The sequence below is a fragment of the Enterobacter cloacae complex sp. IR5418 genome (assembly GCF_049238105.1).
Taxonomy (GTDB): domain Bacteria; phylum Pseudomonadota; class Gammaproteobacteria; order Enterobacterales; family Enterobacteriaceae; genus Enterobacter; species Enterobacter hormaechei.
In genome coordinates, this window is sequence record NZ_JBMKHS010000022.1 from 1 (window position 1) to 26,527 (window position 26,527).

Here is a 26,527-nt window from a genome sequence, read left to right on the forward strand (position 1 = left end):
TCAACAAAGCCAATCCAAACTGGAAAAATTGGGAATGGACAAAACTAGATATGGGAATATCCATGCCTACGCCACAAAGCCCGTTGCCTGGGATAGCTGGAAACGCAATGAGTAGCGCTACTACAGAAATGCTTAATGATCAAGCAGGTAAAGCGATGGCAAATAAAATAGGGGGAGAAGAATAATGGCTGGTAAATATTGGTTACGTGTTCTTCTTTATTTATTTATTGTTTGCATACCTATGTTCGTTATCATGTTTTTAGTTTTATATATTCTGATTAGGATATATGTATCTTTTTCCTATGGGATTCCATTTGAGCTATCTTGGACTGATACATTCAAATATACCAAAGCTGCTTGTTTCACCGGTGTAATAGTTGCCGTCGGATGTTGGTATCTCTACTACAGGCATTATAAACGCTACCGATAGTTGAAAGATCCCGGCCGGCGAGCCTTTTAGTCGTCAGGAAAAATTCCCGTTACCCCGTTTGTACACCGGCAGGCGGCAACGGCGGCGCTTCAGGGGCTGGCGGGCGGTGATATCACCGGTGCACTGGCGGGGGCCTCGGCCCCCGAGCTGGCGCACCTGCTGAAACAGACGGAGGGTAATCCGGCGGTCAACACCATCGCACATGCGATACTGGTGGCGCGGTTGCAGCACTTCAGGGAACAGTGCAGCAGCGGGCGCGGCGACGGGAGAGCTTGCGGCGAAGGCGATAGCGGGTATGCTGTATCCTGACGTCAAAGATTTGTCGACGCTGAGCGAGGAGCAGAAGCAGACGGTCAGCACGCTGGCAACGATATCGGCGGGGATAGCCGGAGGGCTGGCGGGAGACAGTACGGCGTCGGCTGCTGCGGGGGCGCAGGGCGGGAAGAATGCGGTTGAGAATAACTCGCTGAGTGTCGGTCAGAACCAGGACCGCATTAAAGAGCTGTCTCAGTGTCAGGGGAATTCGGGCTGCGAAACCGGGGTTACTGAGAAGTACAAACAACAGAATGCTGAGCAGCATAAGAGTGTTGTTGAATGTAAAGGTGCTCAGGCCTGCGTTGACAAGGCTAACGAAGTTGGTGGACTACAGACGGCATATGCAAACCGTCTTGGCGAGCTTAGTGATAAACTTCATAGCACGGGCAACCTGACGACAGAAGAAAAGCAGGAGTGGGCTTATCTTCAGGTGGTGCTGCCGCAGCTTGAAGCGGACAGAAATGCAGCAATCCACAATGCGCTGATGTCCGGTGATTCAGAAGAAGCGAAACAGCTTGCCGTTAACTCGTTAGCGCAGGTTGTTGGAACCAGCGCTGCGGGGATTGCTGCCGGGATTAATAAAGGTGGAAAATATCAGCCTAATCAGGGTGCTGTCGGGAATATGAATGAATTTCTGAAACAACCTGGGTTCGGTAGTGATGTTAAAAATACTGCACAGAAATCAAGTCAACAGTATCAGGGGCAAAGCGTTTACAAAGCCACCGGAGATATTGGCGACCATATTAAGAAAGGTGACCAGTTTTATCTGGATGGGCAGCATAAGAATCACATTGAAGTTTTTGATAAACGAGGGAATTTTAGGGCTGTACTGAATTTGGATGGAACAATCAATGAATCAAAGACTAAAGCTGCGGAAGGAAGCTTAAATGATTGATATTCTTGAAGAGCTTAAAAGTTGCTTTACAATGATCTCCCCTGATAAAAACACTCAGGAAGAACTGAATATTTTTTATTCATATGAAAATTATGATGGTTATGCCAATGAGTTTAAATCAGCAGTGACGTTGTTAAGTCAGACGATAGAGAAAAATGACAAAATAGCTATTCAATGTGCGCTAACCAGAGTCAGAATAGCTTCTTTAAATCTCTCTAATCTTTATCAGGATATTATTGACGATGCCATATTGATCAATAAACATGATTCATGGCCGGATATTCCAGAGAGTTACAGGCTTCCAGAGTCGTATTCTAATAAATGAACGATCCCGGCCACCGAGCCGGGATCTTACTTTTATCGATCAGGAAAAATGCCCGTTACAGTGCGACGCGGGAGAAAGGCTCGCGGCTGAGCGGCGACGCCGTGGTGGCGGATATCGGGCGCGACCTGACGATAGCCAGTACGCAGGACAGCGACCACTACAACAGCAGGCAGAACAGCGTCAGCGGCGGTGTGGGTTACACCTTTGGTGCAGGCGGTTTCTCGGGCAGCATCAATGTCAGCCGCGACAAAATGACCAGCGACTACGACTCGGTGCAGGAGCAGAGCGGCCTGTTTGCAGGCAGCGGCGGGTTAGCCGCTCATGAAAAAGCAGGCGGTCATTTGAGTGATCGACATGTTGGAAAATCTGAAGCGGAGTTATTCGATTGAGTGTCTACAGGCAACACAAAAACAGCATCTACATTTACAGATAGGGCTGTTGCAGAGGCTGTAACAAGTAAAGCCATTGATAGTAACCAAGCAAAGATCCAAGATTATTTATCTGGTAGCCAAAAAGGCTATTTAGAGCTTGACAATCAATCCTCTACTCCTATTGGCATAAGTGTTACTCGCGGTTCGACAAGTGCTGTACCTGCAACAAATGCCAGAATCATTATAGGAAGAGATCCTTCAATGCCGGATGGCTATAAAATTATTACTGGATATCCAACACAATGAATATTAGAGAAAAATACCCATCTCTTACATATCTTTTAAGGTGCTATTTTAACCAAGATTTTGAGGTGCTATTTGGTAATGCGGATGAAACATTAGCTGCTTACAAAGCTACTGAAACTGTGGAAGAGCAGTTGCAGCTGAAATCTGAAATAGATTATCTGTTGGCTCTTTCGCTATCAAATGATGAATTGCAGGACATACTGCTTAATCAAATTGATTGTAATTATTATTACCCTAATGAATGGCCTTCGTCTGGAGAATGGCTGAAACATATAAGTATTCAAATAAAATGATCAGTCCCGGCCATCGAGCCGGGATCTTTTTATCAGCCGTTACATACAGTGCCCGTCACGGCGCTTAATCACCGGCACGTCGCCGGTGTCATTCAGCGCCCCCGGAAACTCTCCTAACCACAGCTTCATCTTCTGCCGGTTGACGTAAGTCATGCTCAGCCCCTCGGCGCAGCCCCACAGCTCGCGGGTGTTCTGGGTGGTAATAACGATGCAGTCCGGCATCACCCTGATTTTTACCGGCATCCCGTCGGTAAATCCTGCCTGCGTGATCCTTACCTTCAATACCTGTGAATGCCACCCCAAAAAACAAAAGGACTCACGATTTCTCGTAAGTCCCTGATATCTGGTGGCCCCTGCTGGACTTGAACCAGCGACCAAGCGATTATGAGTCGCCTGCTCTAACCACTGAGCTAAGGGGCCGTGGCGGTGAATTATAAAGTAACTCCCCTCAGCAATCCAGCCATTCACACCTGCCTGCTGTTTTTATAAACAATGCATAATCAATCCTTTATACTTATCTTAAGATGCATAGACAGGAGTAAAGATGATCAACGATATTCTGGCCCCTGGCCTGCGGGTGGTGTTCTGCGGTATCAATCCTGGCAAGTCATCGGCGCACACCGGTTTTCACTTTGCTCATCCGGGGAATCGCTTCTGGAAGGTGATCTATCAGGCCGGGTTCACCGACAGATTACTCAAACCGGAAGAGGAGCAGCATCTGCTGGATACGCGCTGCGGTATTACCATGCTGGTCGAGCGGCCTACGGTACAGGCAAGTGAGGTCAATCTGCATGAACTGCGAAGCGGCGGGCGAGAGCTGGTTAAGAAGATTGAAGACTACCAGCCAGCCGCGCTGGCTATTCTCGGCAAGCAGGCCTACGAACAGGCGTTCAGCCAGCGCGGGGCTAAATGGGGTAAGCAGAACATTACTATCGGCGTAACGCAGGTCTGGGTGTTGCCCAACCCGAGCGGGCTGAACAGGGCGACGCTGGATAAGCTGGTAGAGGCGTATCGGGAACTGGATGAGGCGCTGATGGTGAGGGGGCTTTAGGGGCCACTGGGGCATGATGCCTTCACCCTGAGCCTCGCCCACAAGGAGAGGAAAAAAAAGCTCCCCGAAGGGAGCTTTTTCATTTCAGGACCGATTAATCGTCCAGGAAGCTACGCAGCACTTCAGAACGGCTCGGATGGCGCAGTTTACGCAGCGCCTTCGCTTCGATCTGACGGATACGTTCGCGGGTCACGTCAAACTGTTTACCCACTTCTTCCAGCGTATGGTCGGTGTTCATGTCGATACCGAAACGCATACGCAGTACTTTTGCTTCACGGGCGGTCAGGCCAGCCAGAACGTCGTGCGTAGCGGCACGCAGGCTCTCGGTGGTGGCAGAGTCCAGCGGCAGCTCGAGGGTGGTATCCTCGATGAAATCACCCAGATGCGAATCTTCATCATCACCGATTGGTGTTTCCATAGAGATTGGCTCTTTAGCGATTTTCAGCACCTTACGGATCTTGTCTTCCGGCATCAGCATGCGTTCAGCCAGCTCTTCCGGCGTCGGCTCGCGACCCATCTCCTGCAACATCTGGCGAGAGATACGGTTGAGTTTGTTGATGGTCTCAATCATATGCACCGGAATACGGATGGTGCGCGCCTGGTCTGCGATAGATCGGGTGATCGCCTGACGGATCCACCAGGTAGCATAGGTGGAGAACTTGTAACCACGACGGTATTCAAACTTATCTACCGCTTTCATCAGACCGATGTTGCCTTCCTGAATCAGATCCAGGAATTGCAGGCCACGGTTGGTGTATTTTTTGGCGATAGAGATAACCAGACGTAAGTTCGCTTCAACCATCTCTTTCTTCGCACGGCGGGCTTTCGCTTCACCGATGGACATACGACGGTTGATGTCTTTCACCTGCTCAATGGTCAGGCCGGTCTCTTCTTCAATCTGATGCAGTTTTTGCAGGCCGCGCTGCACATCTTCTTTCACGTCGTGCAGCTTTTCAGACCACGGCTTGTTCATCGCGATAGCGGCGTTGAACCAGGTTTCGCTGGTTTCATTGCCGGTGAAGAGGGTGATGAAGTTCTTCTTCGGCATTTTGCACTGTTCAACGCACAGCTTCATGATGATACGTTCCTGGGTACGTACGCGATCCATCATCACGCGCATGCTGTTCACCAGGTAGTCGAACTGTTTTGGCACCAGGCGGAACTGTTTGAACACTTCAGACAGCTTCAGGATCTCTTCCTGAGCGGCGGCATGGCTGCGGCCTTTCGCTTTGATAGTGTCACGCGTCACTTCGTACTGGGTACGCAGCTCGGCAAACTTCTCACGCGCCAGTTCAGGGTCGATGCTGTTATCGTCGTCGCTGCTGTCGTCGTCTTCTTCTTCATCTTCGTCTTCGTCATCATCCATCTCTTCCTGAGACAGCTCAGAACCGACGTGAGTGGCGGTTGGCGCCATGTCTTCTTCAGCGTTCGGGTCGACAAAGCCAGTGATCAGATCGGACAGACGCGCTTCTTCCGCTTCAACGCGATCGTACTGCTCCAGCAGATAGGTAATCGCTTCCGGGTATTCGGCAACAGAGCACTGAACCTGGTTGATCCCGTCTTCGATGCGTTTTGCGATGTCAATTTCGCCTTCGCGGGTCAACAGTTCAACGGTACCCATTTCGCGCATGTACATGCGGACCGGGTCAGTCGTACGCCCGATTTCAGATTCCACGCTGGACAGTACCTGTGCAGCAGCTTCTTCCGCATCTTCGTCAGTGTTGTTGGAGGTTTCAGCCAGCAACAGATCATCGGCATCCGGTGCTTCTTCCATCACCTGAATGCCCATGTCATTGATCATTTGGATGATATCTTCGATCTGATCTGAATCGACGATATCTTCCGGCAGATGGTCATTGACCTCGGCATAGGTCAGATAGCCTTGCTCCTTACCGCGTTGGACAAGAAGTTTCAGCTGTGACTGCGGGTTTTGCTCCATAAGACGGTATCCACACTTAATTCGTTTGATTGGTGTCGGCGATAGGGCTGCCAACCTTTAAAGCGAGGGCGTACTTATATTTTTGCCGCTGCCTCTCAGTGCGGCTGCCGGGGGCTTCCCGATCGATATTCGGCACTTAAGCCGTTAAATACTGTTGTCTTTGACTTATTTCTTCGCCAGTTCCTGGTTAATCATCCAGAGCTCCCGGCGTTCTTCGCTGCTCAGGCCATGTGTGCGCTCGCGAGCTATCAACTCTTCCTGGCGCAACTCAAGCATCGAATCAAACATATGGTTGAGTGAGTCGGTGAACGTTTTTTCTGCAATATCCTTATCTGCTATATCGTCCCACATCGACAGTTTTTCAAGGGTAGCGGCCTCTTTTGTGCCGCGATAATACTCTAAAAGTTGTCCGGTGGTCAGACCTGGCTGAGACAAACAAGTGTTGACCAATTCTGAAAATAAGCCAAGCCCGGGCAATTTTTCGTGGTTCAAACCCGCCAGCGACGGCACTTGCGGAGCAAGTTCGGGGTTTTGCACCAGCAACCCTATCAGTATACGCATGGTTGTGCGTTTTAGCTGAGGCGCGGTGCGTACCGTGCCGTTTTCAGCGTGTTTAGGCATTAAACGTTCAAGCTGACTGTCATCCAGAATGCCGAGCTTGTTGCCTAATTCCTGACGCAGATAGATGCGCAGCGTTTCACCGGGCACCTGGCTGATTAACGGCAGCGCCAGCGTGCTGAGCTGCGCGCGCCCGTCAGGGGTACTCAAATCAACCTGCGGCATCAGGCTGTTAAACAAAAACGTGGAGAGCGGCTGAGCCTGCTCCATCCGCGCTTCAAATGCCGCTTTACCCTCTTTACGTACCAGCGTATCCGGGTCTTCACCGTCGGGCAGGAACATAAAGCGTAGCTGACGCCCGTCGGTCATATACGGCAGCGCGGTTTCCAGCGCGCGCCAGGCGGCATCGCGTCCTGCGCGGTCACCGTCGTAACAGCAAATCACGTTGTTCGTCACGCGGAACAGCAGCTGGATATGATCCGCCGTGGTGGACGTTCCCAACGACGCAACGGCATAGTTAATGTCGTACTGCGCCAGCGCAACAACGTCCATATAGCCTTCGACGACCAGAAGACGCGGAGGTTCCGCATTATCCTGCTGTGCCTCATAAAGACCGTAAAGCTGGCGGCCCTTATGGAAAATATCGGTTTCCGGGGAGTTAAGGTATTTCGGCAGGGCATCACCCAGCACGCGACCACCAAAACCTATTACCCGGCCACGCTTGTCGCGGATCGGGAACATCACCCGTTCACGGAAGCGGTCGTAGCTTCGTCCCTGGTCGTTGGTGACCAGCATGCCTGCGTCGATGAGGGATTTACGATCTTCGCTATTGCCGCCAAAACGCTTTAATACGTTGTCCCAGCCGGGCGGGGCGTAACCAATAGCGAAACGCGCAATCACATCGTCGCTCAGTCCGCGCTTGTTCAGATACTGACGCGCAGGCTCAGCCGCAGAGTGCTTAAGAGACTGTTGGTAAAACGAATTCAGGCCATCCATCAGTTGATACAGCGTTTGCCGCTGATGGCGCTCGATCTGACTTGGCCCACTGCCCGCTTCATACGGCACTTCAAGGTTATGCATCGCCGCCAGCTCTTCGACGGTTTCAACGAACTCGAGCTTGTCGTAGTTCATCAAAAAATCGACGGCATTACCGTGTGCGCCACAGCCGAAGCAATGGTAGAACTGTTTTTCACCGTTTACGGTGAAAGAGGGGGTTTTTTCATTATGGAACGGACAGCACGCATGGTAGTTCTTGCCCTGCTTTTTTAGCTTCACCCGCGCGTCGATGAGATCGACGATGTCGGTTCTGGCAAGCAGGTCATTGATGAAAACGCGTGGGATTCTTCCGGCCATATGCCCCAAAAATTTAAGCGACTTATAAACGAAAACAAGCCGCGCATTCCTTCCGGAAGCACGGCCTTACGACTACAACTCTGTCTGTCAATTGAGGGCTGTAGCCCTCAACAGATTAGTACAGACGAGTACGGCGTGCGTTTTCGCGAGCCAGTTTCTTCGCGTGACGTTTCACAGCGGAAGCTTTAGCGCGCTTACGTTCGGTCGTTGGTTTTTCATAAAACTCACGACGACGAACTTCAGCCAGAACACCTGCTTTCTCGCATGAACGTTTGAAGCGACGCAGTGCTACGTCGAACGGCTCGTTTTCACGTACTTTAATTACCGGCATGTAACTCTCACCTTTGATAAATTCGGTTTGCCGCTGGCATCAACGCCAGCTTATTTCAAAATGGTGCGGAATTTTACTGCAAATGCTGCTGCTTTGTAAAGCACCGATGCGATTTTGAAAGGGACTTTAATAAGGGTGAGGAGTATACACGAGCCTTCCTCCTGGGGCGAACAAAGTTTTACATCAACCCGCCCAGGCTCTACACTGCGCGGTATTGAAACGAGGTAAAACAAGTCATGCGTGTACTGGGTATTGAAACATCCTGCGATGAAACCGGCATCGCCATTTACGACGACGAAAAAGGGCTTCTGGCCAACCAACTGTATAGTCAGGTGAAATTGCACGCTGACTACGGCGGCGTCGTGCCTGAACTGGCCTCTCGTGACCACGTGCGCAAAACGGTTCCCCTGATTCAGGCGGCGCTGAAAGAGGCCGGGTTAAGCTCAACCGATATTGATGCCGTGGCCTATACCGCAGGTCCGGGTCTGGTCGGCGCGCTGCTGGTCGGCGCAACGGTCGGCCGTTCTCTGGCCTTCGCGTGGGATGTGCCAGCGATTCCGGTTCACCATATGGAAGGGCATCTTCTGGCGCCGATGCTGGAAGACAATCCGCCTGCGTTCCCGTTTGTGGCGCTGCTGGTCTCCGGCGGTCATACGCAGTTGATTAGCGTCACGGGCATTGGCAAGTACGAGTTGCTGGGCGAGTCGATCGACGATGCCGCTGGTGAAGCCTTCGACAAAACCGCCAAGCTGCTGGGTCTGGATTACCCGGGCGGCCCGATGCTGTCGAAAATGGCCGCGCAGGGTACGGAAGGGCGCTTTGTCTTCCCGCGCCCAATGACTGACCGTCCGGGGCTGGATTTCAGCTTCTCCGGGCTGAAAACCTTCGCGGCGAATACCATCCGCAATAACGATGACAGTGAGCAGACGCGTGCCGATATCGCCCGCGCGTTTGAAGACGCGGTGGTGGATACGCTGATGATCAAGTGCAAACGCGCGCTGGATCAGACCGGCTTTAAGCGCCTGGTGATGGCGGGCGGCGTCAGCGCCAACCGTACGCTGCGCGCGAAGCTCGCGGAGATGATGCAAAAGCGCCGCGGGGAAGTGTTCTACGCCCGTCCGGAATTTTGTACCGATAACGGGGCGATGATCGCTTACGCCGGAATGGTACGCCTGAATGCTGGCGCAACGGCTGACCTGAGCGTGTCCGTACGTCCACGCTGGCCGCTGGCGGAACTGCCGGAGGCATAAACGGCTCTCCCGTCGTCGCGACGGGGGAGGTTTACATCCTGATGTCGAACATCTGGTTCTTGATGATCAACGAGTAAAGCTGGCAGTCGTTTTGCACATCCAGCTTTTCCATCGCCCGGATCTTATGCGCACTGACCGTTTTGATGCTCAGGTGCATATGCTGGGCAATATCCTTCAAATGTAATCCCTTACAAATCAGACGCAGCACATCAATTTCCCGCGGCGAGAGTTTTTCTATATCTGTCATCTCATGACGAAAAAGCATATTAACCAGCTGGCTTTCGATATAGATCTCCCCTTTCAGGACCGTTGCAATCGCCTGGCTTAAGGTTTTCTCGTTGATATCACGCGACAAATACGATTTCACGCCTTCCTTTAGCGCCTGACGAATAAGCATGGCGTTGGCATAGGGTGAGATCAGGATAACGTTGATCGCAGGATAGGTCTGATTGAGCCATCTCAATAGCTTCAGACCGTCCATACCCGCAAGCGGAGGTCGGCTCAGGCTGGTTGTCAGTGAATAGCCCAGGATAACGATATCGGGGTGATGCTGGCCCAGAAGCGAAAGAAGTTCAGCGGAAGAGGCAGCCTCTCCGGTTAGCACACACCTCTGATTCATGCCGGAGGTGGGTAACGAGAGCGCTGGCATCATTGAGGATAAGCCGCGACGAATCAACGAGGATTCTTCAGCGATAACGATTTTAATGTCCATAATGCTGCGTTGTATTACCCTTTCATGATAATGGCGGGGCCAACGGCGGTTGGAACACCTCGCAAGATATATCGTTATTAAAATCCAGGTCGCGTTAAAATCGCAGCAGCGATGAGAATATTTTTAACGGCGGCGCATGTTGATTATTTCATTATGATTAATGCTTACGTTTTTTGTATCTGAGTGTATCCTCGCATTGCGAAATATAAAATATCATGATGTAGAATTTTCTTATTTAATGAGAGAAATGTCTGTCCCACAGATCAGGCTGCTCTTATTCTTCACGGTGCATATATCAGAGAGAGTGAAAAAGGAGAAATTTCAATTCACAAAGGAACCGTGAGTATCATGAAGAAAAGTGCCCTGTCTCTTTTTATTTGTGCGGCAATTTCATTTTCTGCTGCGGCTGAATATTCTGTGCAAAACGAGTTGGCACAGGATAATGCTACCTACAACGCAATTGTAGTCAAACTAAAGCCGACGACAGGTTTGTTAAAAGCGACAAACAATAAAATTACCCTGAGCGACACTTCCCTTACACCAACTAATATGTTCAGGCCGACTAATCTGCGTAGTTCAGCCCAGTCATCCGAGTTGACGGAACTCAATAAGCGCTATGGCTTCGACCGCTATCTGCGCATCGCGTTACCGAAAGAGAAAAGCCAGGATAAAACATATATTAACCATATTATTACAGAGCTGGAGCAGAATCAGAACGTCGAGCTGGTTTATCCGGAGGCCGAACCGGTATCGTTGGATGTCACGGCTCTTGCGTCGTCGTTGAAGTCTTCGGTGAATGGAAATTTAACGGCTGCCGCAGCGCCGGATTTCCGCAATAAGCAGGATTATCTCAAAGCTCCGGATGTTAAACGCACCGGTTATTATATGGGTGGCGTTAACCGCGAGAGCGTCGATCACTATGCAGGCAGTGCGGGTGAGGGGGTGACGATTATTTCAACGGAGATTTATCCCTGGAACAGCAACCATATCAACTTACCGCCGATAAGCCTCAGTTCAGGAAAGACGACTTATATTGATAAGCAGGATCATGACACCGCCTCAGTCGGGATTATGGCGGCGAAAGATATTGGCACCGGTATTCGGGGGATCAGCTGGAAAAGCCGACTGGGGTATTCTGCCTCAGCGCATAATAACCTCTATAATTTAATTCCGCAGTTAAACGCTGGCGATGTGGTGCAGATCGGGATTCACGTAGCGGGCGGTTATCCCGCGGGTTGTACGAAGGATTGCTGGATCGCAATGGAGTCTGAGCCTGCCTATTACGATGTGATTAAAGCGCTGACGGATAAAGGCATTTACGTTATTGAGGCGGCAGGTAACGGGAATGTCAACCTGGACAGCCCGGGGTTCCGGGGGGCGTTTGATGTCAATGTGCGGGACTCCGGGGCTATCCTGGCCGGGGCGTTTTGTGCAAAAGACGGTAAAAAAGCGTCGTTCAGCACCTATGGCTCGCGCGTCACCAGCGCTGCATGGGGCTGCTGGGATGTGGTGACCACAGGGTATGGCGATCTTTATAAAAATGCGGGCGCTAACGATTTTTATACCTCGACGTTTGGGGGAACCTCTTCCGCGAACCCGATTATTGCGGGTGTGGTAGCAAGCCTGTCAGGTATCGCCAAAGCCAACGGTATTACCGTGACGCCGCGTCAGATGCGTCAGATCCTGGCGGAGACCGGTACGCCACTGGCGAACGGAGATTCGGCAAAAGTGGGGACTCAGCCTGATATGGAACGTGCTGTCGCCCGTATTTTGGCGCTAAAAGACGGTGGCACGCCTGCCGCACCGGCCCCAACGGCGGTTGCTGGCGCGGATCATACCATGGTTTCACCGACCACGGGCGTGAGCACCTACCCGCTGGACGGCAGCAAGAGCCTGAATGCCAAATCGTATAACTGGAGTGTGACGAAAGGGGCGGAAACCTTCTCCCTGGAGGCAACACTCAACGGCACGCTGGTGAAAAGCGTGGACAGCGCACATGCCTATGCCGTCATTCCTGCCAACAGCGAGGGGGAAGCGACCTTTACGCTGACGACGACCGGCGCGGATGGGCGAACCGCGACGGACAGTATGACCATTAACGTCAGTAAGCCAGCGGTGCCTGCGACGGATGACACTCCGGCTAAGGATGACACTCCGACGACGGATGATACCCCTGCGACGGATGATACCCCGGCGACGGATGACACTCCGGTAAATCCAGCGGCGCCCGCCTATAACGCTAAAATTGCCTATCCAATCCAGTGCACCAAAGTGTCTTACAACGGTAAAGTTTGGTTCAACCAGTGGTATGTCAACCCGGGACAGGAAACGCCGGGCACCGGCGGCCAGTGGGGTGCATGGCGCGAACAGGGTGCTGCCAATAACAGCTGTAAATAACCCTCACGGCCTGGCGCTATGCCAGGCCTTTTTTCAGAACAGCAGCATCCCTTTCTCTTCCAGAAACGCAATAATCGTCGCCAGACCGTCACCCGCCTTCAGGTTGGTAAACGTCCACGGACGCTCGCCGCGCATGCGGTTGGTATCGCGCTCCATCACTTCCAGCGACGCACCCACGTACGGCGCGAGATCGGTTTTGTTGATCACCAGAAAGTCGGATTTGGTGATCCCCGGTCCGCCCTTGCGTGGGATTTTTTCCCCTTCGGCCACGTCGATCACGTAGATGGTCAGGTCCGCCAGCTCCGGACTGAAGGTCGCGCTCAGGTTGTCGCCGCCGCTTTCCACGAAGATCAGATCCAGATTGCCGAATTTCTCGCTTAACGCTTCCACCGCCGCCAGATTCATTGAAGCATCTTCCCGGATAGCGGTATGCGGGCAGCCGCCCGTCTCCACGCCCACGATGCGCTCCGGCTCCAGCGCACCCGCCTCGGTCAGGATGCGCTGATCTTCTTTGGTGTAGATATCGTTGGTCACCACCGCAAGATGGTAGGTGTCGCGCATCGCCTTGCAGAGCGCTTCCAGCAGCGCGGTTTTGCCCGACCCTACCGGGCCACCCACGCCCACGCGCAAGGGATGTTTGTAATCAGCCATGTTGACTCCTCAGGAACGGAATAATCGTGAATATTGGGTTTCGTGGCGCGCGGAGGCGATGGCAGAGAGCGGCGTCGCTGCCCCCAGCGCGTCGTCGCCACCTAAAAATGCCTGTTCAAAACCAGCGGCGTAGTGGTCACTCAGGTCGATAATCAGCTGTTGTGCCGCCTGCTGACCAAACGGCACCAGCTTGACGCCCGCCATCACCGCGCTCTCAATCCAGCTATAGCCGAGGCTCAGCGCCAGCTCGCGCGCGCTAATGCCCCAGCGCACGCCGAGCCACGCCATGCCGCTAAGCTGGCTTTGCATAAACAGCGGTAGCCATTCGGGCGGACAGTCAGGCTCCCAGCTCTTAATCAGTCGCGTAAAGGCCGCCCCGCGGTTGCGCTCCTCTTCGCGCAGCTCGCACGTTTCCCGGCAGGCGAGCAGGTATGCCGTCCAGCATTTCGCATGTGTAAGATCGCTACGCTCACTGGCCTGATAAAGACGGATAAACAGCGGCAGATCCACGCAGAAAAAGCTCTGCTCCATCTGCTGGATCTGCCAGCGCTTGAAGGCCCCTGCGTCCGTGACCCAGCCCGCTTCCACGGCCCACTCCAGCCCCTGCGACCAGGTAAACGACCCGACCGGAAGGCTGCTGCTGGAGAGCTGCATCAGGCGCAGCCGCTGGCGGGCGTGCTCCATCAGGCGATCAGCGCCAGCAGAGCGGAGGCAATCAACCCGCCGCCGAAGGTTTTACGCAGGCCGTCGTGACGGCGCAGCAGCCGCCCCGCGGCAAAGCTGGCGCACAGCACCGTGGCGCTGGCGAGCATAAACCCGCTGGTGAACAGCCAGAAGCTGTGGCCGGACATCTCCACCCCGTGCGCCCAGCCGTGGAACATCGCCAGGGCAGGCACCGCCAGCAGCAGGCGGTTTTCAGTCTTAAACATCATCACGCCGCAGACCGCCAGCGAGGCGATAATCAGCATCTCCATGCCGCTAAAGCCGCCGAGCAGGCTGCCCGCAACGGCGCCAGCAAGCATCATCCCGAGCGTCGCAAACGGCAGCAGGCGTTTGCGGCCGCTCAGTGCCGAGAGCACGCCCGCGCCCGTCAGCATCAGCAGGTGATCAAACCCGGTCAGCGGGTGGAGAAACCCGGCCTGAAAGCTGTCGGTACCGTGTCCCGGATGGGCAAGCGCCGGAACGGAAAAAGCCAGCAGTAACAAGGGCAAATACTTACGCATGATGAGTCCTTAATGTGAATGAGCGTGAGAGTGGCTATGGCTGTGGGCATCGCTGGTGTAAGCGCCCGCTTCCGGTTCAAACGGCAGGCTGGCGAAGGCCACCTCCAGCCCGAACTGACGCAGCATGTCGTCGAGGACGTGGTCGTGGTGATAGCGCAGTTCGCCGGGCATGATTTGCAGCGGCACGTGACGGTTACCCAGGTGATAACAGGCGCGGGCGAGCAGGAACGGGTCGGCGCAGCGCACCACGGAAACCGACTCCGGGGCGGCGATCACTTCGATCACTTCGCTGCCGTCGTCGGTAGTCAGCAGATCCCCGCCGCGCAGCAGCAAACCGCGCGGTAGCATTAGCCCGGCTTCGCGACCGTCGTTCAGCGCCACGCGGGCGCGGCTTTTCACCCGCACGTCAATCGGCAGCGTGACGCTGGCGGTAATCGGGTGCGCGTGGTCAAGGCGTTGGGTTAAACAGATCATTATCACTCCTCAAAACAGAAAATAGCGTTGCGCCATCGGCAGAACCTCTGCCGGTTCGCTGGTGATCAGTTCGCCGTCGACGCGCACCTCATAGGTTTGCGAGTCAACGGTGATATTCGGCTGTAAATCGTTGTGGATCATGTCGGCCTTTTTCACCGTCCGGCAGCCTCTCACCACTGCGGTGGCGCTTTGCAGGTTGAGCTGCTGCGGAATGCCGCTGGCATGAGCCGCCTGCGAGATAAACGTCAGCCGCGTGGCGTGGCGCGCGGCACCAAGGGCACCAAACATCGGGCGGTAATGCACCGGCTGCGGCGTGGGGATCGAGGCGTTGATATCGCCCATCGGCGCGCAGGCGATCATCCCGCCTTTGACGATGGTGGCGGGTTTAACGCCAAAGAACGCCGGGGACCAGACCACCAGATCCGCCAGCTTGCCCGCCTCAATCGATCCCACTTCATGGGCAATGCCGTGGGTCAGCGCCGGGTTGATGGTGTATTTGGCGACATAGCGCTTCACGCGGAAGTTATCGTTTTCGCCCGTCTCTTCCGGCAGTGCGCCGCGCTGCACCTTCATGCGGTGCGCCACCTGCCAGGTGCGGATAATCACTTCCCCCACGCGGCCCATCGCCTGTGAATCTGAAGAGGTGAGCGAGAACGCGCCGATATCGTGCAGCACGTCTTCGGCGGCGATGGTCTCCCGGCGAATGCGGGATTCGGCAAACGCCACGTCCTCGGCGATATCCGGGTCGAGATGATGACAGACCATCAGCATGTCCAGATGCTCGTCGATGGTGTTGACCGTGTAAGGCAGCGTCGGGTTGGTGGAAGAGGGCAGAATATTTGGGTGCGCGCAGGCGGTGATGATATCCGGCGCATGGCCGCCGCCCGCGCCTTCGGTGTGGAAGGTGTGGATGGTGCGCCCGCCGATGGCCGCCAGCGTATCTTCGACAAAACCGGACTCGTTCAGCGTATCGCTGTGCAGCGCCACCTGAATGTCCATCTCTTCGGCCACCTCCAGCGAGCAGTTGATCGCGGCGGGCGTCGCGCCCCAGTCCTCGTGGATCTTAAGCCCGATAGCGCCTGCCGCGATCTGCTCGCGCAGGGCGTCCGGGTTTGAACCGTTCCCTTTGCCCAGCAGGCCAAAATTCACCGGCAGCGTATCGGCGGCCTGCAACATGCGGGCGATATACCACGGCCCCGGCGTACAGGTGGTGGCGTTCGTACCTGCCGCGGGGCCGGTGCCGCCGCCGATCATGGTGGTGACGCCAGACACCAGCGCCTCTTCCGCCTGTTGCGGACAGATCCAGTGGATGTGGGTGTCGATCCCGCCAGCGGTGACGATCTTCCCTTCGGCGGCGATCACTTCCGTTGCCGCGCCAATCGGGATCGTCACGCCGGGTTGGATGTCCGGGTTTCCGGCTTTGCCGACGGCGAAGATCCGCCCGTTCCTGACGCCAATATCGGCCTTCACGATCCCCCAGTGATCGACGATCAGCGCATTGGTGAGCACCAGATCCACACACTCTTCGGCGGTCATCTGCCCCTGGCCCATGCCGTCGCGGATCACCTTTCCGCCGCCGAATTTGACCTCTTCGCCGTAGATGGTGAGATCGTCTTCCACTTCGATCCACAGTTCGCTGTCCGCCAGCCTTACCTTATCGCCAGTGGTGGGGCCGAACATATCGGCATACGCCTGGCGCGAAATCTCAGCCATGTTTCACCTCGCCCATTACCTCGCCGCGAAAGCCAAAAATGCGCTGCTCGCCCGTCACCTGCACCAGCGTCACTTCCCGCTTCTGGCCCGGCTCGAAGCGCACGGCGGTGCCCGCCGGAATGTTCAGCCGGTAGCCTTTAGTGCCTTCGCGGTCAAACTTCAGCGCCGGGTTGACCTCGTAAAAGTGGTAGTGCGAGCCGACCTGGATCGGCCTGTCGCCGTGGTTTTCAACAATCACGCTTCGGGTTTCGCGCCCGACGTTGATCGCAATAGTGCCGGGCTGGATCTGGTATTCCCCTGGGATCATCACGCGCTCCTCACACGATCGGGTTGTGGACGGTGACGAGCTTGGATCCGTCCGGGAAGGTGGCCTCCACCTGTATATCCGGGATCATCTCCGGCACGCCATCCATCACCTGATCGCGCCTCAGGACGTGGCGGCCCGCCTCCATCAGCGAGGCGACGGTTTCGCCATCGCGCGCGCCTTCCATAATAAAGGCGCTGATCAGCGCGACCGATTCCGGGTAATTGAGCTTTACCCCGCGCGCCAGGCGGCGCTCAGCAACCAGCGCAGCGGTGAACAGCAACAGCTTGTCTTTTTCTCTGGGTGTCAGTTCCATAGCGTTTCTCTTATGTCTGCCAGATACGCGGCGAACAGGCGGTTTTGGTGGTGAGAAGCGGGCGAAGCGACTGCCAGATATCGCGCATCACCCGCTGGCAAATCAGGTTGTCGTGGGAGAGAAAACGCACCGACAGCAGGTCATCGGTGAGTGTTGCCCCGGCATAATTTTCCAGTGGCGCGAGCAGCGCGCGCACCGCTTCGAGGTGAACATCGGTAGCCGGATAGAACAGCAGGGTGCCGCTCCACGGTTTACCGGCGACGGGCGTAAGGTCGCCATCGCTGAGATGCAGCCGCTCAATCAGTTGCGGTTCGTCATCCACCCACACCTCCAGGCGACTCTCCAGCGTGCCGTGGGTGAAGGTTTCGTTTATCACCGGACGGCCCAGGCAGTACAGCTCCCACGCCAGCAGCGTGCTGGAAGCCTTCAGGTGGAAAACGGAACGCAGCGCGGCATTCGCGCCGGGAAAGAGAATGGTGTCCTGCGGCAGCCACTCCAGCGTGGCATCTTCGTCGAGGTAAAAATGTTGACTCAGACGTGCCTGCGGACCGCTGCTGCGGTAGAACTTGCTGGCGCCGGGCATGGTGATAAGCGCGTGGCTTTTGGCGTCGAGCCGCACGGAGATATCCAGCGTATCGCCGCCCACAATTCCGCCTGGCGGGTGCAGCAGGTAAAGGTGGCAGGTTTCCCCTTCGGGATAAAACGGACGCTGAACGGTGAGCGGTCCGGTGTGACGCGCGGCATGGAGGCGGGTTTTCTCAGGGGTATGACAAAACTGGAGGGCAAGCGAGGCCTGCCAGCCTTTGTATGAATTATCAGTGACCTGAGTTGCTAACATGGTGCTTCCATTCGCGCGCCAGAGGGATACTTTTCAGTATGCCCTAGCGGAAATGAAGGCTGTCATATGACTCGCTTATGGATAAGGACGCTGTTACTGACGTCGCGCGCTTTATTCTGGCTCTTTTTTCTTTCTTTTGAGCTTCGTCCAGATCTTGGTTTCCTGACGACGCCACAGGCGCTGAATGTTGTCGTGATGGCGCAACAGGATCAGACAGGAGAGCATCGACACCGGGAAGGTAAACTGCGGTTTGAACCACCAGACATAGAACGGGGCGATCAGCGCGCTGACGATGGCGCCCAGCGACGAATAACCGCTTAGCAGGATGGTCAGCAGCCAGGTCCCGGCCATGACGCCGGTTAAGTCCCAGCCGATCGGCGCAATCGCGCCAAACGCGGTGGCAACGCCTTTACCGCCTTTAAAACCAAAGAAAACCGGCCAGATATGGCCGACGCAGGCGGCGATGGCAATCAGCCCCAGCCAGAAGGGTGTAACGCCGAGCGCATACGCGCCCCAGACGGGAAGCATTCCTTTCAGAACATCAAAAATCAAAACCGCTACGGCTGCTCCCTTGCCGCCAATTCGTAGTACATTGGTCGCCCCCGGATTCCCGGAACCACTTTCACGCGGGTCAGGCAACCCGGCGATGCGGCAGACCAGAATGGCGCTGGAGATTGAGCCGCAAAGGTAGGCGAGGATAATCATTCCAGGCGCGATTGCACTCATAACGCTGTTCCGTTTTGAAAATGTATCTGTATTCTCAGCATCTGTGGATAATACGCATAATTCGCCGGAAGTGGTATCCGGTTTAGCCAAAAAGCAGGCAGGTCGTGATGGATATTGTATTTATAGAGCAACTTTCGGTAATCACCACAATTGGTGTTTACGACTGGGAACAGACCATCGAGCAGAAACTGGTGTTCGATATCGAAATGGGCTGGGATAACCGCAAGTCAGGGAAAAGCGACGATGTGAATGACTGTCTGAGCTACGCCGACATCAGTGAAACGGTCATTGGCCATGTGGAAGGGCAACGTTTTGCGCTGGTGGAACGCGTGGCGGAAGAGGTGGCGGAGCTGCTGCTGACCAAGTTTAACTCACCGTGGGTACGCATCAAACTGAGCAAGCCGGGTGCGGTGGCGCGCGCCGCCAACGTGGGCGTCATTATTGAGCGTGGCACAAATCTGAAAGGAAAGATTTAACGTCATAATAGCTAAACCATTTTAGGTTATACCGGTCTTAAAACCGTATCTTTCACGGTTGTCCGTGTGGGCACCGTTTTTTATATCTTTTTTTAGGGGTTTATAGATGAGCGATATGCACTCGCTGCTGGTGGCGGCAATACTGGGTGTGGTCGAAGGATTGACGGAGTTTTTGCCGGTGTCCAGTACGGGCCATATGATTATCGTTGGCCATCTTCTTGGCTTTGAAGGCGATACCGCAAAGACGTTTGAGGTGGTGATTCAGCTCGGCTCTATTCTGGCGGTAGTCGTGATGTTCTGGCGTCGTCTGTTTGGTCTGATCGGCATCCACTTCGGGCGTTTGCCGCAGCGTGAAGGCGAAAGCAAGGGCCGCCTGACGCTGATTCATATTCTGCTGGGGATGATCCCGGCGGTGGTGCTGGGGCTGGTATTCCACGACACCATTAAATCGCTCTTTAACCCGATTAACGTGATGTACGCCCTGGTCGTCGGCGGTTTCCTGCTGATTGCCGCAGAAGTGCTGAAGCCAAAAACCCCGCGTGCGGAAGGCCTGGACGATATGACGTATCGCCAGGCGTTTATGATTGGCTGCTTCCAGTGTCTGGCGCTGTGGCCGGGCTTCTCCCGTTCAGGGGCCACCATTTCCGGCGGGATGCTGATGGGCGTGAGCCGTTACGCGGCGTCTGAGTTCTCGTTCCTGCTGGCGGTACCGATGATGATGGGCGCCACCGCGCTGGATCTCTACAAAAGCATCGGCTTCCTGACCGTGGGCGACATTCCGATGTTCGCCGTGGGCTTTATCACCGCCTTTATTGTGGCGCTGATTGCCATCAAAACCTTCCTGCAACTGATTAAGCGTATCTCATTTATTCCGTTCGCGATCTACCGCTTTATCGTTGCCGCTGCGGTGTACGTGGTCTTCTTCTGATAACGGGTTGCCCTCACTCTTTCGGCTGAGGGCAACGTTTTTCCTTCCACACCGCGACCGCATCAATCCGCCGTTTCGTCAGCTCTTCGCGGATCGCCGGGCCTTTATATCCTGCCTCTACCACATCTTTCGTCGGCACCGCTTTCGCGACGTCCCACGCCTCACGCAGCAAACGACCCTGCGGATAATCGGACGCTTCAAACCCGGTGCGGCCACGTACGTCGGCTTCGCTGGTGAGGGCGATCTGCTCCACGCGCTGCGGCTTGCGCCAGGCGTCGATGTTATCGAACAGCTTCACGATGGTGGCGGGCTTCAGGATTGGGAAGGTGTGGATCAGGTCGTGAAATTCAGCGACCAGTTTTGCCAGATCGCGAATGTCATTCGGCACGCGCAGGCGCTGGCAAAGTCCTTCAACCAGCTTCACCCCAGCCGGACCGTGCCCGTGGTGGCGTGGCCACAGTTCCTTAGGCGTTAACCCTTTGCCGAGGTCATGGCAGAGGGTGGAGAAGCGCACGTCCACCTCAGGGCTGAGCATGGCGGCCATGCTCAGCGTCATCAGAGTGTGAACGCCGGTATCAATTTCCGGGTGCCATTTCGCCGGGGCGGGCACGCCAAACAGGGCGTCTATTTCCGGGAACAGCACCTTCAGCGCCCCGCAGTCGCGAAGGACCTGGAAAAAGACCTGTGGATTGCGGGTGGTCAGGGCATTTTCAGTCTCTTTCCAGACGCGTTCTGGCGTCAGGTGTTCCAGCTCACCCGCGTCGGTCATGGCCGTCATCAGCGCCATTGTCTCGTCGGCGATACGGAAGCTGAGATGGGCATAACGGGCGGCAAAACGCGCCACGCGCAGCACCCGAAGCGGATCTTCAGAAAAGGCGGGGGAGATATGGCGTAAAAGACGGTCGCGCAGATCGTTCTGGCCGCCGTAAGCATCGATGATATGACCGTTTTCGTCCTGCGCCAGGGCGTTAATGGTGAGATCGCGGCGCAATAAGTCTTGCTCCAGCGTCACATCCGGCGCGGCATAGCAGGTGAAGCCGGTATAACCGGAACCGGATTTCCGTTCGGTGCGTGCCAGGGCGTACTCTTCCCGGCTTTGCGGATGGAGGAACACAGGAAAATCGCGGCCTACCTGCTGGTAGCCCGCGTCAATCATCGCTTCGGGCGTGGCACCGACCACGACCCAGTCTTTATCTTTGACCGGCAGACCTAATAACGCATCACGTACCGCACCACCGACCAGATAACTCTTCACGCCAACACTCCCGTTTTCTCTTTTCGCAAGATGATACGTAAGTGTGGCAGAGAAGACGAGTTAGTTCATCCAGCGGTCTTTACGTTTACGGCTTGGGATAAGGTGAGGAAGCACCAGACCCAGCACCAGACCTACGCCCAGCACGCCGCCGCCATACATAAACCACTGCATGATGATGGTGCGCTGTTTGTCATCCAGCTGTAGATTAGCGGCGTTCACTTTCTTCTGCGCCACAATCAGCTCGTTTTTCAGCTTCTGATTTTCGTCTTTCAGACCGGCGATCACGCTGTCGCTTTGCGCCACTTTTTGCTGCATCTCTGCGGTACGCTGGTTCCAGGTGCCGTCGATGTTGTTCAGCTTATCGGTCAGGGTTTTCACCTGATTTTCCAGATCCGGCACGCGGGTGCGCAGGCTTGGCACTGTGCTCAGCTCTTTCAGCGGGATCCACGAGGTGCGGCCAGAGCTGTCACGAACCTGGCCGTAATTGGTGTCTGCGTTAGTTTGCAGTAGCGTCACTTCCTCGCCGGCATTTACCGTACCCACGAGGCGATAATTGTCTCCAGGGCCGCTGCGTACCCAGGTGTTCAGTTCATCAGAAACGTAACGTTTCTCTTCAGCGTGGACCGCGGTTGCGGCGCTAAAAGCGAGTAAAGTAAGTCCAATCAGGCGTAATTTAAGCATATCAGTCGTTATTTTCATAAAAAGTGGAACGATAGTAGTGGCATCAGTGTCGCTACGCAAAGGATTCATCATCAATCGGAATCATCTGTGTCATGATTTCCACCGCTTTAAACTTTTACGCCCGTCAAATTGCTCATTGCGTGGCAATTTGGCGCAAAATACTATGTACTGACAAACAAATGGCGAGGAAGTTCGCCTTCATCGACGCGTCTGTGACGCACGCAAAAGTACAAGGCTATGGCACAAGAGATCGAATTAAAGTTTATCGTCGAAAAAGACAGCGCTGACGCGCTCCGCCAGCATCTGAATACGCTGTCCGGCGAGCACCATGAACCCGTACAGCTGCTCAACATCTATTACGAAACGCCGGACAACTGGCTGCGCAACCACGATATGGGCCTGCGTATCCGTGGTGCGAACGGGCGCTACGAGATGACGATGAAAATCGCCGGTCGCGTGGTGGGCGGTTTGCACCAGCGTCCGGAATACAATATCGACATCAGTAAGCCAGAACTTGAGCTGGATCGTTTTCCGGCGGAAGTGTGGCCGGAAGGGACGCTGCCCGCAACGCTGTCGGCAGAGGCGCAACCGCTGTTCAGCACCGATTTCTGGCGCGAGAAATGGCTGGTGACGGAAGGCAAGAGCCGCATTGAGATCGCCTTTGACCGCGGTGAAATTAAGGCGGGTGATGAGCAGGAGCCGATCTGCGAGCTGGAGCTTGAACTGCTGGAAGGCGAGGCGAGCGACGTGCTGAAGCTGGCGCGCAAGCTGGTGAACCAGCCTGGTCTGCGTCAGGGCAGCCTGAGTAAAGCGGCGCGCGGCTATCACCTGGCCGCCGGAAATGCGCCGCGCGTGCTGCGAGAAACCCCGATTCTGCGCGTTGTGCCGAAAGCCTCCGTGGAGCAGGGCATGGAAGCGGCGCTTGAACTGGCGCTCTCACAGTGGCAATACCACGAGGAGCTGTGGGCGCGTAATGTGAAAAATGCCAAAAAACAGGTGCTGGCCGCTATGGGGCTGGTGCGTCATACCCTGGCGCTGTTCGGCGGTATCGTACCGCGTAAAGCCAGCGCTCACTTACGTGATCTGCTCACTCAAACCGAAACGCTGATGCTTTCCGACGTGTCGGCACAAACGGCGATCTACAGCCCGCAAAATGCCAGCGCGAAACTGGCGCTGACCGAATTTCTGGTGACGCGTGGCTGGCGCACGTTCCTTGATGCGAAAGGGCAGACCAAAATCGCGGAAAACTTCAAACGCTTTGCGGATATCCATCTTTCCCGCCACGCGGCCGAGCTGAGAACCACCTTCGCGCATCCGCTGGGCGACCAGTATGGCGACCAGCTTCCCCGTCTGGCGCGTAACATCGACAGCATGTTGCTGTTGTCAGGTGCGTATGAGGGCGTGAAGGCGCAGGCCTGGCTGGAGAACTGGCAGGGGCTTCAGCATGCCATCGAGACCCGTCAGCAGATTGAGATCGAGCATTTCCGCAACGAAGCCATTTCACAGGATCCGTACTGGCTGCACAGCGGAAAACGTTAATTCTGGCAAGGAACCTCTGATATGCCGCTTTCTTCGCAGTTACAGCAGCACTGGCAGACCGTTTGCGAACGCCTGCCTGAGTCGTTACCCGCGTCATCGTTAAGCGAGCAGGCGAAAAGCGTGCTCATCTTCAGTGATTTTGTGCAGGAGAGCGTCAGTGCCTACCCGGACTGGCTGACAGCGCTGGAAAGCGCGCCGCCGCAGGCTGACGAGTGGCGGCATTATGCTGGCTGGCTGCACACCGCGCTGGAGGAGGTGGCGGATGAGCCGACGCTGATGCGCGTTCTGCGTCAGTTCCGCCGCCGGGTGATGGTACGCATTGCCTGGGCGCAGGCGCTGGAGCTGGTGAGCGAAGAGAGCACCTTGCAGCAGCTGAGCGAGCTGGCGCAGACGCTGATTGTCGCCGCGCGGGACTGGCTCTACGCCGCCTGCTGTAAAGAGTGGGGCACGCCGTGCAGCGAAGACGGGGTTCCGCAACCGCTGTTGATTCTGGGGATGGGCAAGCTGGGCGGCTGCGAGCTGAACTTCTCCTCAGACATCGACCTGATTTTTGCCTGGCCAGAGAACGGCTCCACGCGCGGCGGTCGTCGCGAGCTGGATAACGCCCAGTTCTTTACTCGCCTGGGGCAGCGGCTGATTAAGGCGCTGGATCAGCCCACGCAGGATGGTTTTGTTTACCGCGTGGACATGCGCCTGCGTCCGTTTGGCGACAGCGGTCCGCTGGTGCTGAGCTTTGCGGCGCTGGAGGATTATTACCAGGAGCAGGGCCGCGACTGGGAGCGTTATGCGATGGTCAAAGCGCGGATCATGGGCGACAGCGATGATGCCTACGCCAACGAGCTGCGCGCCATGCTGCGCCCGTTTGTGTTCCGCCGCTACATCGACTTCAGCGTGATCCAGTCTCTGCGTAACATGAAAGGGATGATTGCCCGCGAAGTACGCCGCCGTGGTCTGAAGGACAACATCAAGCTCGGCGCGGGCGGTATTCGTGAGATCGAATTTATCGTCCAGGTCTTCCAGCTGATACGCGGCGGGCGTGAACCCTCTCTGCAATCCCGCTCGCTGTTGCCGACGCTGAGCGCCATCGATCAGCTGCATCTGCTGCCGGAAGGCGACGCGCAAACGCTGCGTGAGTCTTATCTCTTCCTGCGTCGTCTGGAAAATTTGCTGCAAAGTATCAACGACGAACAGACCCAGACGTTACCGGGGGATGAGCTGAACCGGGCGCGTCTGGCCTGGGGGATGCGCGTGGACGACTGGGCGGCGTTGACGGAACGGCTGGAAGCCCATATGGCGGGCGTGCGCCGCATCTTTAACGATTTGATCGGCGACGACGAAAGTGAATCGCAGGACGATGCGCTCTCCGAGCACTGGCGCGAACTGTGGCAGGACGCGCTCCAGGAAGATGACACCACGCCGGTACTGGCGCACTTAAGCGACGACGCGCGCCATCGCGTGGTGGCGTTGATTGCCGATTTCCGCCTCGAACTGAACAAACGCGCCATTGGCCCGCGCGGTCGTCAGGTGCTGGATCAACTGATGCCGCATCTGCTGAGCGATGTCTGTTCCCGCGAGGACGCGCCGGTGCCGCTGTCGCGCATGATGCCGCTGCTGAGCGGGATCGTCACGCGTACCACTTACCTGGAACTGCTGAGCGAGTTTCCCGGCGCGCTGAAGCACCTGATTTCCCTCTGCGCCGCCTCGCCAATGGTGGCGAACAAGCTGGCGCGTTATCCGCTGCTGCTGGATGAACTGCTCGATCCGAATACGCTCTATCAGCCGACGGCGACGGACGCCTACCGTGACGAGCTGCGTCAGTATCTGCTGCGCGTGCCGGAAGAGGACGAAGAGCAACAGCTTGAGGCGCTGCGTCAGTTTAAGCAGGCGCAGATGCTGCGCGTGGCGGCGGCAGATATCGCCGGTACGCTGCCGGTGATGAAAGTGAGCGATCACTTAACCTGGCTGGCGGAAGCGATCATCGACGCGGTTGTCCATCAGGCGTGGGTGCAGATGGTGGCCCGCTACGGGCAGCCGAAGCACCTTGCCGACCGCGAAGGTCGCGGTTTTGCGGTGGTCGGCTACGGCAAGCTGGGCGGCTGGGAGCTGGGCTACAGCTCCGATCTGGATCTGATTTTCCTCCACGACTGCCCGGCGGACGTGATGACCGACGGCGAGCGTGAAATCGACGGGCGGCAGTTCTATTTGCGCCTGGCCCAACGCATTATGCACCTGTTCAGTACTCGCACTTCATCCGGCATTCTGTATGAAGTGGATGCGCGTCTGCGCCCGTCCGGCGCGGCAGGCATGCTGGTCACTTCGACGGAGGCTTTTGCCGACTATCAGAAGAACGAAGCCTGGACTTGGGAGCATCAGGCGCTGGTGCGCGCCCGCGTGGTGTACGGCGATCCGCAGCTCAAAACGCAGTTCGATGCGATTCGCAAAGCGGTCATGACGACCCCGCGCGAGGGCAGTACGCTGCAAACCGAAGTGCGGGAAATGCGGGAGAAGATGCGCGCGCACCTTGGCAACAAACATCGCGATCGCTTTGATATTAAAGCCGATGAAGGCGGCATTACTGATATCGAGTTTATCACTCAGTACCTGGTGCTGCTGCACGCGCACGACAAGCCGAAGCTGACCCGCTGGTCGGATAATGTGCGCATTCTGGAACTGCTGGCGCAGAACGACATTATGGATGAGCAGGAGGCGCAGGCGTTAACCCGCGCCTACACCACGCTGCGTGATGAGTTGCACCATCTGGCGTTGCAGGAACAGCCGGGCCATGTGGCGCTGGACTGTTTCACCGATGAACGCGAGCAGGTGACCACAAGCTGGCAGAAGTGGCTGGTGGAACCGTGCGTAACAAAACAAGTGTGA

The 26,527-nt window shown here is 55.8% G+C and carries 26 protein-coding genes, 1 tRNA gene and 3 pseudogenes; 13 read left to right on the forward strand and 17 right to left on the reverse strand.

Features of this window, described 5'->3' with window-relative positions; genetic code table 11:
* The 6 genes and pseudogenes from ACOTX7_RS16390 to ACOTX7_RS16415 all read left to right on the forward strand — a co-directional run.
* A pseudogene (locus ACOTX7_RS16390) lies at positions 1-185 on the forward strand (hypothetical protein); the annotation flags it as partial.
* A 314-nt stretch (positions 186-499) separates the two neighbouring features.
* Positions 500-912: pseudogene (locus ACOTX7_RS16395) on the forward strand (VENN motif pre-toxin domain-containing protein); the annotation flags it as partial.
* Positions 913-1,632: 720 nt separating this feature from the next.
* Complete coding sequence (locus ACOTX7_RS16400; protein WP_205924490.1) at positions 1,633-1,965, forward strand: hypothetical protein; 333 nt, start codon at positions 1,633-1,635, stop codon at positions 1,963-1,965.
* A gap of 77 nt (positions 1,966-2,042) precedes the next feature.
* Positions 2,043-2,276: pseudogene (locus ACOTX7_RS16405) on the forward strand (hemagglutinin repeat-containing protein); the annotation flags it as partial.
* Between the two features lie 78 nt (positions 2,277-2,354).
* Positions 2,355-2,642: an RNase A-like domain-containing protein gene (locus tag ACOTX7_RS16410; protein WP_221925161.1), complete on the forward strand. Its 288-nt coding sequence runs from the start codon at positions 2,355-2,357 to the stop codon at positions 2,640-2,642.
* The gene (locus tag ACOTX7_RS16415) at positions 2,639-2,935 is read left to right on the forward strand and encodes a contact-dependent growth inhibition system immunity protein (protein ID WP_221813502.1); all 297 of its coding nucleotides are present in this window, start codon (positions 2,639-2,641) and stop codon (positions 2,933-2,935) included. The genes ACOTX7_RS16410 and ACOTX7_RS16415 overlap by 4 nt, the downstream gene beginning before the upstream one ends.
* Positions 2,936-2,974: 39 nt before the next feature.
* Here the strand turns inward: ACOTX7_RS16415 and ACOTX7_RS16420 are convergent, their stop codons facing one another.
* Together ACOTX7_RS16420 and ACOTX7_RS16425 are read right to left on the reverse strand one after the other, a co-directional pair.
* Positions 2,975-3,238, reverse strand: a complete 264-nt coding sequence (locus ACOTX7_RS16420) for a SymE family type I addiction module toxin (RefSeq protein ID WP_313899430.1) — start codon at positions 3,236-3,238, stop codon at positions 2,975-2,977.
* A 41-nt stretch (positions 3,239-3,279) separates the two neighbouring features.
* Positions 3,280-3,355, reverse strand: a tRNA-Ile gene (locus ACOTX7_RS16425).
* Positions 3,356-3,479: 124 nt separating this feature from the next.
* Between ACOTX7_RS16425 and mug the strand changes: the two genes are divergently transcribed.
* Positions 3,480-3,986, forward strand: coding sequence for a G/U mismatch-specific DNA glycosylase (gene mug, locus ACOTX7_RS16430; protein WP_006812011.1), 507 nt, complete (start codon positions 3,480-3,482; stop codon positions 3,984-3,986).
* Between the two features lie 94 nt (positions 3,987-4,080).
* On the opposite strand, the gene rpoD is transcribed toward mug, so the two are convergent.
* From rpoD to rpsU, 3 genes are all read right to left on the reverse strand, one after another.
* Complete coding sequence (gene rpoD, locus ACOTX7_RS16435; protein WP_006812010.1) at positions 4,081-5,925, reverse strand: RNA polymerase sigma factor RpoD; 1,845 nt, start codon at positions 5,923-5,925, stop codon at positions 4,081-4,083.
* Between the two features lie 165 nt (positions 5,926-6,090).
* Positions 6,091-7,836: a DNA primase gene (gene dnaG, locus ACOTX7_RS16440; protein ID WP_221256483.1), complete on the reverse strand. Its 1,746-nt coding sequence runs from the start codon at positions 7,834-7,836 to the stop codon at positions 6,091-6,093.
* Positions 7,837-7,951: 115 nt separating this feature from the next.
* Positions 7,952-8,167 carry a 30S ribosomal protein S21 gene (rpsU, locus tag ACOTX7_RS16445; protein ID WP_001144069.1) on the reverse strand — a complete coding sequence of 72 codons (216 nt, stop codon included), beginning with the start codon at positions 8,165-8,167 and terminating at the stop codon, positions 7,952-7,954.
* A gap of 236 nt (positions 8,168-8,403) precedes the next feature.
* Between rpsU and tsaD the strand changes: the two genes are divergently transcribed.
* Entirely contained in the window at positions 8,404-9,417 is a 1,014-nt protein-coding gene (gene tsaD / locus ACOTX7_RS16450; RefSeq protein WP_006812008.1) for a tRNA (adenosine(37)-N6)-threonylcarbamoyltransferase complex transferase subunit TsaD, read from the forward strand.
* 31 nt (positions 9,418-9,448) lie between these two features.
* Here tsaD and ACOTX7_RS16455 read toward each other — a convergent pair whose 3' ends face one another.
* On the reverse strand, positions 9,449-10,129 hold the full coding sequence (locus tag ACOTX7_RS16455) for a LuxR C-terminal-related transcriptional regulator (protein WP_047355120.1): 681 nt from the start codon (positions 10,127-10,129) through the stop codon (positions 9,449-9,451).
* Positions 10,130-10,723: 594 nt separating this feature from the next.
* On the opposite strand from ACOTX7_RS16455, the gene ACOTX7_RS16460 reads away from it, so the two are divergent.
* Entirely contained in the window at positions 10,724-12,526 is a 1,803-nt protein-coding gene (locus tag ACOTX7_RS16460; protein WP_260630849.1) for a serine protease, read from the forward strand.
* Positions 12,527-12,559: 33 nt separating this feature from the next.
* Here the strand turns inward: ACOTX7_RS16460 and ureG are convergent, their stop codons facing one another.
* The 9 genes from ureG to plsY all read right to left on the reverse strand — a co-directional run bounded on the left by ureG (position 12,560) and on the right by plsY (position 18,771).
* The gene (ureG, locus tag ACOTX7_RS16465) at positions 12,560-13,177 is read right to left on the reverse strand and encodes an urease accessory protein UreG (RefSeq protein WP_221813485.1); all 618 of its coding nucleotides are present in this window, start codon (positions 13,175-13,177) and stop codon (positions 12,560-12,562) included.
* Between the two features lie 9 nt (positions 13,178-13,186).
* Positions 13,187-13,861, reverse strand: a complete 675-nt coding sequence (locus tag ACOTX7_RS16470; protein WP_221813483.1) for an urease accessory protein UreF — start codon at positions 13,859-13,861, stop codon at positions 13,187-13,189.
* A complete protein-coding gene (locus ACOTX7_RS16475) occupies positions 13,861-14,400 on the reverse strand; it encodes a HupE/UreJ family protein (protein WP_221256480.1) in 540 nt (179 codons plus the stop codon). The genes ACOTX7_RS16470 and ACOTX7_RS16475 overlap by 1 nt, the downstream gene beginning before the upstream one ends.
* Before the next feature lie 9 nt (positions 14,401-14,409).
* Complete coding sequence (ureE, locus tag ACOTX7_RS16480) at positions 14,410-14,874, reverse strand: urease accessory protein UreE (protein WP_006812002.1); 465 nt, start codon at positions 14,872-14,874, stop codon at positions 14,410-14,412.
* A 9-nt stretch (positions 14,875-14,883) separates the two neighbouring features.
* Entirely contained in the window at positions 14,884-16,587 is a 1,704-nt protein-coding gene (gene ureC, locus ACOTX7_RS16485; RefSeq protein ID WP_221256479.1) for an urease subunit alpha, read from the reverse strand.
* Entirely contained in the window at positions 16,580-16,894 is a 315-nt protein-coding gene (locus ACOTX7_RS16490; protein WP_221256478.1) for an urease subunit beta, read from the reverse strand. The genes ureC and ACOTX7_RS16490 overlap by 8 nt, the downstream gene beginning before the upstream one ends.
* Before the next feature lie 10 nt (positions 16,895-16,904).
* The gene (locus ACOTX7_RS16495) at positions 16,905-17,207 is read right to left on the reverse strand and encodes an urease subunit gamma (protein WP_213828524.1); all 303 of its coding nucleotides are present in this window, start codon (positions 17,205-17,207) and stop codon (positions 16,905-16,907) included.
* 10 nt (positions 17,208-17,217) lie between these two features.
* Complete coding sequence (locus ACOTX7_RS16500; protein ID WP_221813481.1) at positions 17,218-18,045, reverse strand: urease accessory protein UreD; 828 nt, start codon at positions 18,043-18,045, stop codon at positions 17,218-17,220.
* 111 nt (positions 18,046-18,156) lie between these two features.
* A complete protein-coding gene (gene plsY / locus ACOTX7_RS16505; RefSeq protein WP_001272780.1) occupies positions 18,157-18,771 on the reverse strand; it encodes a glycerol-3-phosphate 1-O-acyltransferase PlsY in 615 nt (204 codons plus the stop codon).
* 107 nt (positions 18,772-18,878) lie between these two features.
* Between plsY and folB the strand changes: the two genes are divergently transcribed.
* Together folB and bacA are read left to right on the forward strand one after the other, a co-directional pair.
* Positions 18,879-19,247 (forward strand): bifunctional dihydroneopterin aldolase/7,8-dihydroneopterin epimerase, encoded by a 369-nt coding sequence (folB, locus tag ACOTX7_RS16510; protein ID WP_221256476.1) that lies wholly within the window; start codon positions 18,879-18,881, stop codon positions 19,245-19,247.
* A gap of 106 nt (positions 19,248-19,353) precedes the next feature.
* On the forward strand, positions 19,354-20,175 hold the full coding sequence (bacA, locus tag ACOTX7_RS16515) for an undecaprenyl-diphosphate phosphatase (protein WP_039269733.1): 822 nt from the start codon (positions 19,354-19,356) through the stop codon (positions 20,173-20,175).
* 13 nt (positions 20,176-20,188) lie between these two features.
* On the opposite strand, the gene ACOTX7_RS16520 is transcribed toward bacA, so the two are convergent.
* Both ACOTX7_RS16520 and ACOTX7_RS16525 read right to left on the reverse strand, forming a co-directional pair.
* Positions 20,189-21,430 (reverse strand): multifunctional CCA addition/repair protein, encoded by a 1,242-nt coding sequence (locus ACOTX7_RS16520; protein ID WP_221256475.1) that lies wholly within the window; start codon positions 21,428-21,430, stop codon positions 20,189-20,191.
* A 60-nt stretch (positions 21,431-21,490) separates the two neighbouring features.
* Positions 21,491-22,111 (reverse strand): TIGR04211 family SH3 domain-containing protein, encoded by a 621-nt coding sequence (locus ACOTX7_RS16525; RefSeq protein WP_001303390.1) that lies wholly within the window; start codon positions 22,109-22,111, stop codon positions 21,491-21,493.
* Positions 22,112-22,348: 237 nt separating this feature from the next.
* Between ACOTX7_RS16525 and ACOTX7_RS16530 the strand changes: the two genes are divergently transcribed.
* Entirely contained in the window at positions 22,349-23,650 is a 1,302-nt protein-coding gene (locus tag ACOTX7_RS16530; RefSeq protein WP_006811995.1) for an inorganic triphosphatase, read from the forward strand.
* A 21-nt stretch (positions 23,651-23,671) separates the two neighbouring features.
* Entirely contained in the window at positions 23,672-26,527 is a 2,856-nt protein-coding gene (gene glnE / locus ACOTX7_RS16535) for a bifunctional [glutamate--ammonia ligase]-adenylyl-L-tyrosine phosphorylase/[glutamate--ammonia-ligase] adenylyltransferase (protein WP_421626136.1), read from the forward strand.